11 protein-coding genes, 1 tRNA gene and 1 pseudogene are annotated in these 9,253 nt (G+C 58.8%); 4 read left to right on the forward strand and 9 right to left on the reverse strand.

The window, feature by feature from the left end; genetic code table 11:
- A pseudogene (locus tag EOA29_RS15680) lies at positions 1–489 on the reverse strand (Ppx/GppA family phosphatase); the annotation flags it as partial.
- A 292-nt stretch (positions 490–781) separates the two neighbouring features.
- Between EOA29_RS15680 and EOA29_RS15685 the strand changes: the two are divergent.
- From EOA29_RS15685 to EOA29_RS15695, 3 genes are all read left to right on the forward strand, one after another.
- Complete coding sequence (locus EOA29_RS15685; RefSeq protein ID WP_126094273.1) at positions 782–1,714, forward strand: YbhN family protein; 933 nt, start codon at positions 782–784, stop codon at positions 1,712–1,714.
- A gap of 144 nt (positions 1,715–1,858) precedes the next feature.
- A tRNA-Gln gene (locus tag EOA29_RS15690) sits at positions 1,859–1,932 on the forward strand.
- A 76-nt stretch (positions 1,933–2,008) separates the two neighbouring features.
- The gene (locus EOA29_RS15695; RefSeq protein ID WP_126094274.1) at positions 2,009–2,338 is read left to right on the forward strand and encodes a hypothetical protein; all 330 of its coding nucleotides are present in this window, start codon (positions 2,009–2,011) and stop codon (positions 2,336–2,338) included.
- Positions 2,339–2,361: 23 nt separating this feature from the next.
- On the opposite strand, the gene EOA29_RS15700 is transcribed toward EOA29_RS15695, so the two are convergent.
- The gene (locus tag EOA29_RS15700; protein ID WP_189478906.1) at positions 2,362–2,853 is read right to left on the reverse strand and encodes a GIY-YIG nuclease family protein; all 492 of its coding nucleotides are present in this window, start codon (positions 2,851–2,853) and stop codon (positions 2,362–2,364) included.
- 241 nt (positions 2,854–3,094) lie between these two features.
- Positions 3,095–3,646, reverse strand: a complete 552-nt coding sequence (locus EOA29_RS15705) for a DUF6650 family protein (RefSeq protein ID WP_126094276.1) — start codon at positions 3,644–3,646, stop codon at positions 3,095–3,097.
- 194 nt (positions 3,647–3,840) lie between these two features.
- Between EOA29_RS15705 and EOA29_RS15710 the strand changes: the two genes are divergently transcribed.
- Complete coding sequence (locus tag EOA29_RS15710) at positions 3,841–4,278, forward strand: hypothetical protein (protein ID WP_126094277.1); 438 nt, start codon at positions 3,841–3,843, stop codon at positions 4,276–4,278.
- Between the two features lie 400 nt (positions 4,279–4,678).
- Here the strand turns inward: EOA29_RS15710 and EOA29_RS15715 are convergent, their stop codons facing one another.
- The 6 genes from EOA29_RS15715 to ehuA form a co-directional block, all read right to left on the reverse strand.
- A complete protein-coding gene (locus EOA29_RS15715) occupies positions 4,679–5,476 on the reverse strand; it encodes a hypothetical protein (RefSeq protein ID WP_126094278.1) in 798 nt (265 codons plus the stop codon).
- A 374-nt stretch (positions 5,477–5,850) separates the two neighbouring features.
- Positions 5,851–6,138 carry a hypothetical protein gene (locus tag EOA29_RS15725; protein WP_126094280.1) on the reverse strand — a complete coding sequence of 96 codons (288 nt, stop codon included), beginning with the start codon at positions 6,136–6,138 and terminating at the stop codon, positions 5,851–5,853.
- Between the two features lie 19 nt (positions 6,139–6,157).
- Positions 6,158–6,826, reverse strand: a complete 669-nt coding sequence (locus EOA29_RS15730; protein WP_126094281.1) for an acyl-homoserine-lactone synthase — start codon at positions 6,824–6,826, stop codon at positions 6,158–6,160.
- A gap of 83 nt (positions 6,827–6,909) precedes the next feature.
- On the reverse strand, positions 6,910–7,632 hold the full coding sequence (locus tag EOA29_RS15735; RefSeq protein ID WP_126094282.1) for a LuxR family transcriptional regulator: 723 nt from the start codon (positions 7,630–7,632) through the stop codon (positions 6,910–6,912).
- 217 nt (positions 7,633–7,849) lie between these two features.
- Positions 7,850–8,575 (reverse strand): GntR family transcriptional regulator, encoded by a 726-nt coding sequence (locus EOA29_RS15740; RefSeq protein ID WP_126094283.1) that lies wholly within the window; start codon positions 8,573–8,575, stop codon positions 7,850–7,852.
- Positions 8,572–9,253 (reverse strand): ectoine/hydroxyectoine ABC transporter ATP-binding protein EhuA (ehuA, locus tag EOA29_RS15745; protein WP_127221113.1); only part of this gene is annotated, 682 nt, incomplete at its 5' end. The genes EOA29_RS15740 and ehuA, both read right to left, overlap by 4 nt.

The raw sequence follows: 9,253 nt of genomic DNA on the forward strand, positions 1-9,253 counted from the left end.
GATTTTCAACGCCTCGACGGCGCGGTCCATGGCGGCCCGGCCGAGCCGCCCACTGGCGGAGAGCCCCTCGCCCAACCTGACGATCCGCGAGAAGGCATCGATGACGCGGAACTGGCCGTGCCGGCCGGGCACCGCGACAAGCAGCCGGCAATTGTTGGTGCCGAGATCGAGCGCGGCGAACACCGGCAGCTCCTGCTGCGGCCGCCGCTGCACGTTCGAAACCGGCGGCTGCGACGTTGCCGCCGCGGGCTGCGTTGGATGGCTGACGGGATTGGCGGCGGGTGCCGACACCGGTATGGCGCCATTCTCGTCGCGCGCGAACACCTTGCGACCGCGCCTGCGCTTGCGGCGCTTGCGCGTCTTGCCCTTCTGGTTCTCGCCTTGATTGTCGGCATGTCTTTGGTCGACATGTCTGGCATGCGCGCCAGCATGACGGCTGAACCGCCCAGCGGACGGGGCGGCCGACTCCGCCGGCGATGCCCCGGACATGCCCACTGCCGACGCGCCCGCGCCGGTATCGTGTCTTCCACTGCAATTCCTTTCGGCGCCGCGCGAACCCGAAGGACGCAGCAGGCACCTCGATTTGTTTCAAGTTGAGGACAGACTAGCAGCGCGATCCGCAATCACCAAGAGCGCGCGGCCTGATTTTTGGCGGCGTCACGCCGGGGCAATCTCTTGCCGGTTGAATAGCCGGCTTCAATCAGGCATGTCTCAAATGAGGGTTGGAAAAGGGTACTGGGCAACATCATATCAATGAGCTTGATCGCATGACGACGACGCCATGAACTGGGGGCGCTATTTCTGGCCGATCATCGGCATAGCGGCCGTGGTGTTCTCACTTTGGCTGCTCATCCACGAGCTGCGCGGCATCTCGATCGACGACGTCTGGGCCGGCATCGTCGCCATCGCCCCGCGCGCCTGGATGTTTGCGGCGCTGAGCTCGGTCGTCGCCTATGCCTCGCTCGCCGGCTACGACCACATCGCGCTGCTTCATATCGGCAGACGAGTCTCGTGGCTGTTCGTCACGCTTTGCTCCTTCACCACCTATGCGCTGTCGCACAATATCGGCGGCTCGGTGCTGTCGGGCGCGGTGATCCGCTACCGCGCCTATGGCACGAGAGGCCTGACCGGCCAGGATGTCGGCGTTCTGGTGGCGATCTGCTGGATCACCTTCGTGCTCTCCAGCCTGCTTGTCGGCGGCCTCGTGCTGGTGCTGGAACCGCAGATCGTCGATCGTTTCACCACGACCCCGCACCACGAACTGGCAGCGGCCGCCGGCCTCGTCATGCTGATCCTGGTCGGCGTTTATGTGTTCTGCAGCTGGCTGCATCTGAGGCCGCTCAAGATCGGCAGCTTCCAGGTGCATTACCCGGCGCTGCCGATCGTGGCGCGGCAATTGCTGATCGGCCCGGTCGAGCTGCTGGCGGCCGCGGCGATCATCTACTTTGCCCTGCCGGCGGCCGGCAATCCCGGCTATTTCGTCGTGCTCGGCGTGTTCATGGTGTCGTTCTCGGTGGGGTTGCTGTCGCATGCGCCGGGTGCGCTTGGCGTCTTCGAGATCGTCTTCCTGGCCGGTCTGTCGCACATGGACCCGGTCGGCGTGCTGGCCGCCCTCCTGGTGTTCCGCCTGTTCTACCTGATCATCCCGCTCTTGATAGGGCTCGGCGTGGTGCTGTTCTTCGAGCATTCGCAATACAGCCGCGGCGAAGGCTGAGCCTTCTCAAGCGCTCCGGTGAGCGAACGAGAAAAAGGCTGCGATTGAAACGCCGTGCGGGGTTGACTATTTTCCGGCGGCGGCTACAAGGCAGCGCTCGCGGCGCATGAGCCGCCCGCTTCGCGCGAAACCAACCGCGCCTGCTGGGGAATAGGTTAACGGTAGACCCACGGACTCTGACTCCGTTAGTCCTGGTTCGAATCCAGGTTCCCCAGCCATCCTTACTTTTTGCGATAAAATCAGATACTTAGCTCTTATTAGAGAATGCTAAGTGATACATCGCGGGGACACATCATGAGCAACAATCCCGGCAAGAAGGGCAAGCCCGCTCCATGGGAAAGGCGCGCCGCCGAACACCGCGAGCAAGCGTTGCAGGAATATCGGCTCGCAAATCATCCGGCATATGCGGGGTGGTCAACGCGACGGTCGGAAGCATTTAGGGCGTTCAGACAGGAAACAGGGGCCGATGACTTATCGAACAGCGATCTCTTCAAGGCGATGAAAGCCGCAAATGCTCGCTTGCGGGCATGGGATAGGGCAAACCCCTCGCCGATGTCACGGGAAGACGACAAGCGGCTGGAAGCGGAGTTCGCGGCGCAATACGTGGCAAGGGATTACTCGTGAGGCGCACAATCTGTCGCTAGGCATTAGAGAATCTTGGTCCACTTCTTAAACGCGGCAACCTCATGCTTCGGCAATCGGAACCACTCGCCGCTTCCTCGATAGCTGGCGAAGCGACGATGCCAATAGGCTTCGATTCCAGCCGGGTCATCAGTCAAGATAGAATGCACAAGGTCTGTAGATTCCGGCAACTCGATTTGAATCTGGCGAGAACGCCGGGTCAAAGATGAAGTCCGGCCAATTTTGAAATCCTTGCCGTAGCGGATCATGTAGACATAGCCGACGCTTTCGTTCGCTGCCGTCTCATCCTCTTCGACGGGCGCCTTTGAGCGAGCGATTGCGAGATAGTCGTCGCTGTATGCAGTCGTCTCGCTGTCGCCGAGCCTCTCTGACAGTGTTCGAACCGCATCCGCCAGTTCCGTCATTTTCCAGCGCTGCATGATGGTCTTGGCATTTGGAAACTCTGGATTGTTAGAGCCTTCAAAAAGCAGGTCGGACGAATTCGGAAATCGTTTCAACCGGCGGGCTAGGCCAATGACGGCGGTTAGGACCACATCTGCGTCAATCCGGCCGGTGAAGTTCTTTGGAGCGAAGCCGGCTTCCTCTAAGGCGTCGCTCCATGTCCTCCAAATCAGCCCGCGCCACTCGTGGTGTTTGATACCGGTGGCGTTCTGAAATCGTGCGCGGCCGGGAGGCGAACCATCCTCTTCCGCGAGTTTTTTATCTGGCGGAGAATTTCAGCCTTCAGAAGCCCTTTGTTCACTCTTCGCCTCGCGGGTCCAGGGCAACTGGAAAAATCGACGCAAGGTCTTCCTCCACGTCTATCTCGAATTCGGCCGCGAGCGCCGAAAGCTGCAATCCGAAGGTTGCCCGCAACTCCCCTAGCGTCACGAAATAGCCGGGCGTCAACGCGCGCTCGCCGTGAGCGTGCCACCGTGACGGTGATCCGTGGTCGAAGTCGTTGCGAAGGCGATAAGCGATGTTTCGGTAATCAGGCGGCTCATCCTCCAGAAAGCGCCGGCAGGCGGTGCGTAGATGCCGGACGCGCCGTGCGGCTGGCGAGTCCTCGGGAAGGTCGTTCAAGATTTGCGTAAGCTCATTGCGAATCTGAATCACGGATTGGTCAACTTGGTCCGGAACTTCGAAATGCATTGGGACGTAGAGGACGCGCCGGTTCTCCAAGAAATTGAACAGCCGCAAGATCACTGTCCGTTGTGCGACTGGCGGGTTCCAGCTTGCGCTAATACTGAGGAAGCCGATGCCGGTGAGCCTGCTTCGGATCGCGTCGAAGCCGCGTCGAACAATTGCCATCTACTATCCCCTCCACTCCCAGATTCGCATCATTGGCGCGGCAAAGCACAAAAGAAAGGGCCGCCTATGACGTTGTTTGAAAAAGTGGTGCAAAGCCACCGATCACCATTGAATACGTCCGCCGTTTCACCCACCTATCGGCGACTGCAACACTACTGATAGGTGGGGAAGTGACTTCCAAAGAATACACGCTAATGAAGTTCAACATTTTGTCGATGGCGCTGCATCCAGAAATGGGCCGGCGCATTGATGATGCCTACGTCTATGCCTGGGACAACGATGTTTACCCGATCTTTCATGAAGGCGCGCAATGGCATCAGGCGTTCGAAGATAATTTTGCCGTGACGAAGGAAATGATGGAGGAGCTTAGCAAGCGCCTCGATGACGCTTGGGACGGCGGACAAGGAATCGCGCCGACCTTCTACCAGTTGGAAGACATTTATAGCGCTCGCCACGGTGGCGGCGATTGGGATCGATCAGCACTAATTAGAGCCATGAGATATATGGCGCTTTGCCGGGGCCGGTTCGACCAAAAATTCTTCCGAGATGTAACGCGAGATTCCGGTGCTCCCGCCGAAGCTAATTATTTTGCAGCGCCGATGGACCGCGAGAGCGACATCTACTTTATGTGACGATCTCGGCAAACGAAGCCCGCCCAGTAGCGAGCGGGCTTCCTGTCGGTCGGCGAGGGTTTGACGGCAGCTATTCATAGTAGCCGCGCAAGCTTTCCGATGCGATACCGCCAATGTCCATCAACGCGAACTGGATGGCTTTGTCGCGGGCCTCATCGTCCGCCTCGTTTGATTTCCTTCAACCGCTCGATGAGCGTGTGAAACCGCTCGTCCGGGATATAGATGTCTGGCCTAGGTAGATCGCTCTGGACCATCACAGGTCTCACGGATAGCTGCCGGCCAAATACCCGCCTCACCGAGCGCCTGCATAACTTCATCGCGCCGAACCAGCAGAACTGGCACGAGGCCCACCCCGCCGACTTAGAGAGCGAGTGGCTCGAAGACACGTCATCTGGCTAAATTACTGGCTGTTGATGATCGTCGATAGCTGGCGAGACGTGTCCTGATCAATGATTGACTGAAGGACCTGCAACGCCTCGGCCCGAACCAACCTTTCAGTTTCGGCTTTTGTCTTGCCAAGCGGTTGCTGGAAGAAGGCTAGGGTCAGTTTGTTGGTATATTCGTTTGAGGCGTTTGCAAAGCCGCTGCCAGGACCCTTGAAGTGCTTCAGTATCCAGGTTGGGCCGCCTGTAACACCCACATTCGTGGTGAAGGTAATCGTGCCGCCAAACTGACCTCCAGGAGCACCGGCGTCTTGCTGAATCGGGAGTGGCAGGGAGGTTGCCACCAATTCCGCAATTCCCAACTTCCCTGCCAGATCGCTGGTCGCGTTCGGACAAGTAAAATCGGCCCCGGCATCCCCTGTGTGATTGTAAATGTCGAAAAGAGAATAGTTCAGATAAGTCACCCCCGTTCTCTCTATCGTGCGTGTAACGTTGGGGGTCACGTCGATATCTACAACTCCACCCGTGACTCTTCCTGCCCCGGGAAAGCCCAGTGATGGCTTCACACCAGCACTCAGCTTGCTTCCTAACGATAGAATGCCGGCGACCCGATAATTTCCTTGGAGCAAGACAGGTCGGAACGGGAAACCATCCTTTTTGCTAACTAGCGTCGCCAACTCGCAGCGAATACGCTTGTTGATGTCGATTGCGTCTGGATATCCGGCTTTCGTATATGGGACGCTAAAGCGCGGGTTTGCGCAGCCCACCAACGCCAAACCACAGATTGTCGAGGCAATCGCAATGCGCGTCAACATCACCAGGCCCTACAAGGATCCGCGAACCATTGTGTCGAGCCTGCGCCATTCAAATCCTGTTCGATTTGATCGCAGACCGCTTTGGTAGTCGGCCTGAGGTGGGTCGAACTGTTTACGACAATGGCGCAACAGCCGATAGGCTCGCCCTTGCCAGCGGGAGCCTTCACAGCCATGGTAGCCACGAGATCTTTAGAGAAAGTGGGCGGCGTCGCATTGCCCGCTAACCGCTCTATGATCGCTTCAACTCGCTTCTTACTGATGGATTTGTGGAATTTCCTTGTCATACCCCCTCCCAGCAATCGTCAACGACGACTGCTTCCCCTTGTCTTCTCTATTGCTTTGCATAAGTATCATTTAAAATGGCATCAACCAAACTATATAGTTGACACTATCACTGCCGTAAAATCAGTAGGCGGGAACACCCGCCCGCTCGTATCTTGCGCCGACTGCATCACAACAATGTATTCTTGGCCGATCTGCTTGATCCAATGGGTGCTCGTTACATAAGGCACGTTATGGCAATGAGAAACCATTGGAACAAATTTTCCTTTGTATTTTTCCGGAATTTCAAAAGAAAGTATATTGTTTTCCCATTTTACGTTTGGTGTGTACGTATCCAATTTTCCTTCTTTTATTGTGGCAGCAGCTAGAACTTCTGACATGACTACCTCCCGTTAGTGACTATACCTCAACCAAAACAACCGAGTTATGGCAGGTCGGTTGTTCAACGAACGGGACTTGCGTCCCCCTTCTCACCAGCAACGAATGCTCAATCCCCAGTATCTTCTGAACACTCGCAAGCGCCGCTTCATTCACCTCGATATACGCGACGATGTACCATTCGCCGTTTTCTTCCCTGGCCATGCCCAGCGGCTCGGCATGCCATTTCAGCGCGCCGTGGTGGGGCATGAAGTAGGTTTCCTGGACGCCGCCGACCGCGCTCAGGCCCTCATCGAGGGCGTATTCCATCACCGCGCAGCAGAGCTGCGTCAGCGTGCCTCGCAACCCGGTCGAGCGCTTGTCGGGAACGACGAAGGTGCGCGTCCATTCGGCCCAGTCGGGACGTCTCGGGACGCCCGATTTCTCGCACATGTGAGGAAAGACCTCCGAGACCATGTGCGGCTCGCTGGTTGGGATCAATCGAGCCGAGGTCACGACGCGACCATCTTCGATACCGAGCAGATAGGTCGCCGCGTCCGTATCGAACTGGTCTAGCTCGCGGCCGTCCGGGCTCGGAGGGCGCCAGCGTTTCTGATGCACGAAGAAGTCGTGCCGGCGGCGCAGAAATTCGTCGAATTCGTTTTCGTAGAGATGCTTGTTATGCGCATTGACGACATGAGCCGTAATCATCGCGCGATCCCCCGACCGTTCTTGGGGGAATAGTTGCAGCCGTTCTAATGTGCGTCACCTGTCCGATCGGACAGTTGACGCAGTTACGGGTGGATCAGGCGCCGGCGCACCGCCTCGACGACGGCTTGCGTAGTGGTGGCCACGCCAAAAGCCTCGCGGGCCCGCGTCGCGTGCCATTTGACGGTGCGCTCCGTCAGGCCGAGGATCTGCGAGGTTTCCGACGAGGTCTTGCCAGCCGCGGCCCATAGCAGCACTTCCTTTTCCCGATCGGTCAGCGGACCTTCACCGTCTTCATCGTCGTTCGCAAGCGCCTGGATCGCCATGCCGGCGTACACGGCCATGGTGACCAGTTGCACCTGCTGGCGCGGCGACAGGTTGCAGCGCTTCTGAGAGGAGGCGAATGACAGCACGGACTGCCAGTGATGGACGCTCAGCATCGGTACGGCGAAGCCGCTGCAGATGCCGAATTCCGTCGCCTCGCCCGCAACGCGCCGCGAGGCTTGCGTATCGGACCACTTGGCGGGAACTTCAGACCACAGGAACGGCTTCAACGTCTTCGCCGAATAGATGCAGACGCCATCCACGGCGGCGTGCTCGGCCTCCACATAGCGTTCGAACCAGCCTTCGGGCCAGCCGTTCAATTCCACCATCGGTGCCAGCTTCTGCCCGCCCAAGGGCACGCCGCTCAAGATAAGATGTTCGAATCCAAGATTTTTTACCGTATCGAGCAGATCGCTCAACAGCGGTCCCGTCGCCGTGTGCTTCCTGCAGCGCTCGACGAAGTCGAATACATCCGAGTCGATCATGCCAGAGACCCCCCTCTCCCGCATGATCCATTTATAGAGGATTTTAGATAACTTGAATATAAAAATTCGCGGCTCCGGCGCAAAGTCCAGGCGAGGAGATACTTCCAGGTGCCGAAGTTGCCGTCCCGCGAAACCTTCGAGCCTGGCTGTCGTCATCTCGTCTTTACGAGCAAGCGGCCCTGCCGAGGTGACAGTGAAGAAGTTGCGGCTGTGCGCCTCAGCCTTCCAGGCCGCTTGCCGCGCCGGCGTGGCGCATCATGCGCAGGAAGCTCATGGAGATGTGGGCGCGCCTTATGTGGCCGATCGATTCCCAGTCGCCGATCTCGGCCGCGGCCAGGACCTCCTCCATTTCACGCCGGAACGCGGTGAACTCCTCCACGAGGCCGAGTTGCGGCATCATCTTGAGGACGACGCGCGCCACCTGGAAATACAGCCTTTCGCTGATCTCGCGCAGCGGCTGGTTCCCGGTCATGCCGGACAGTTCGGTGAAGAAATCCATGTTGAGCTGCAGGAAGGCGCGCTGATCCGGATTGAGCATGTCGGAATCGCAGCGGGCAATCAGCGCCCGGATCCGATCCAGGTCCGCCGCCGTGCGCGGAATCGGCGAAAGCTTGCCGACCAGAAGCGCCAGTTCCAGGCGCAGATGATAGACCTGCTGCAATTCCTCGATATCGACGTCGGTGACGATGGTGCCGACGCCGTGGACGGATTGAACCAGGCCTTCGGATTCAAGGCGCGCCAGGACGCGCCGGACCGGCGTGCGGCTGATCTCGAATTCCTGGGCGAGCTCTTCCTCGGAAAGCCGGCTTCCCGGCGGGTAGTCGAGCAGGCAGATGCGGTCGCGCAAGATCAGGTAGATGCGTTCGAACCGTTCCCGCGCCGACAGCGGGCGTGGAGCAGCACTGATCACCGCAGCGGCCGGGGCATCCGTGTCAAGCGTCATCCAGCCTCCAGGACGGCGTGCAGGAACTGCCGCGTCCGCTCATTCTTTGGCGCGCCGAACAACTCGCTCGGCGATCCTTGTTCGCAGATCTTGCCCTGATAGAAGAAACAGACCCGGTCTGAAAATTCCTTGGCGAAGCCCATCTGGTGGGTGACCATCAGCATGGTCAGGTCATGCTCACGGCCGAGCTGCCTTATCACCTGCAGCACTTCGCCGACAAGTTCCGGGTCGAGCGCCGAGGTCACCTCGTCGAACAGCATGATCTTCGGCCGCATGGCGCAAGCGCGGGCAATCGCGACGCGCTGCTGCTGGCCGCCGGAGAGCTGCGAGGGATAATGGTCCTTCTTCTCCGACAGGCCGACCATGTTGAGGAGCTCGGCCGCCCTTGCCTCGGCTTCGGCCCGCTTCATGCCGAGAACCGTTATCGGCGCCTCGATGCAGTTCTGCAATGCCGTCATATGCGGGAAAAGGTTGAACGACTGGAAGACCATGCCGATCTTGGCGCGAACGCGGCGGATATGGGCAAGATCGGCCGGCACGAGCTTGCCGTTCTTCTCCATATGCGTGAGAGGCTCGCCTTCCACCCAGATGACGCCGTCATTGATGGTTTCCAGCGTCATCAGCATGCGCAGCACGGTGGTCTTGCCGGAGCCGGACGGGCCTATGATGGAGACCTTC

Source organism: Mesorhizobium sp. M1E.F.Ca.ET.063.01.1.1 (genome assembly GCF_003998155.1).
Classification (GTDB): Bacteria; Pseudomonadota; Alphaproteobacteria; order Rhizobiales; family Rhizobiaceae; genus Mesorhizobium.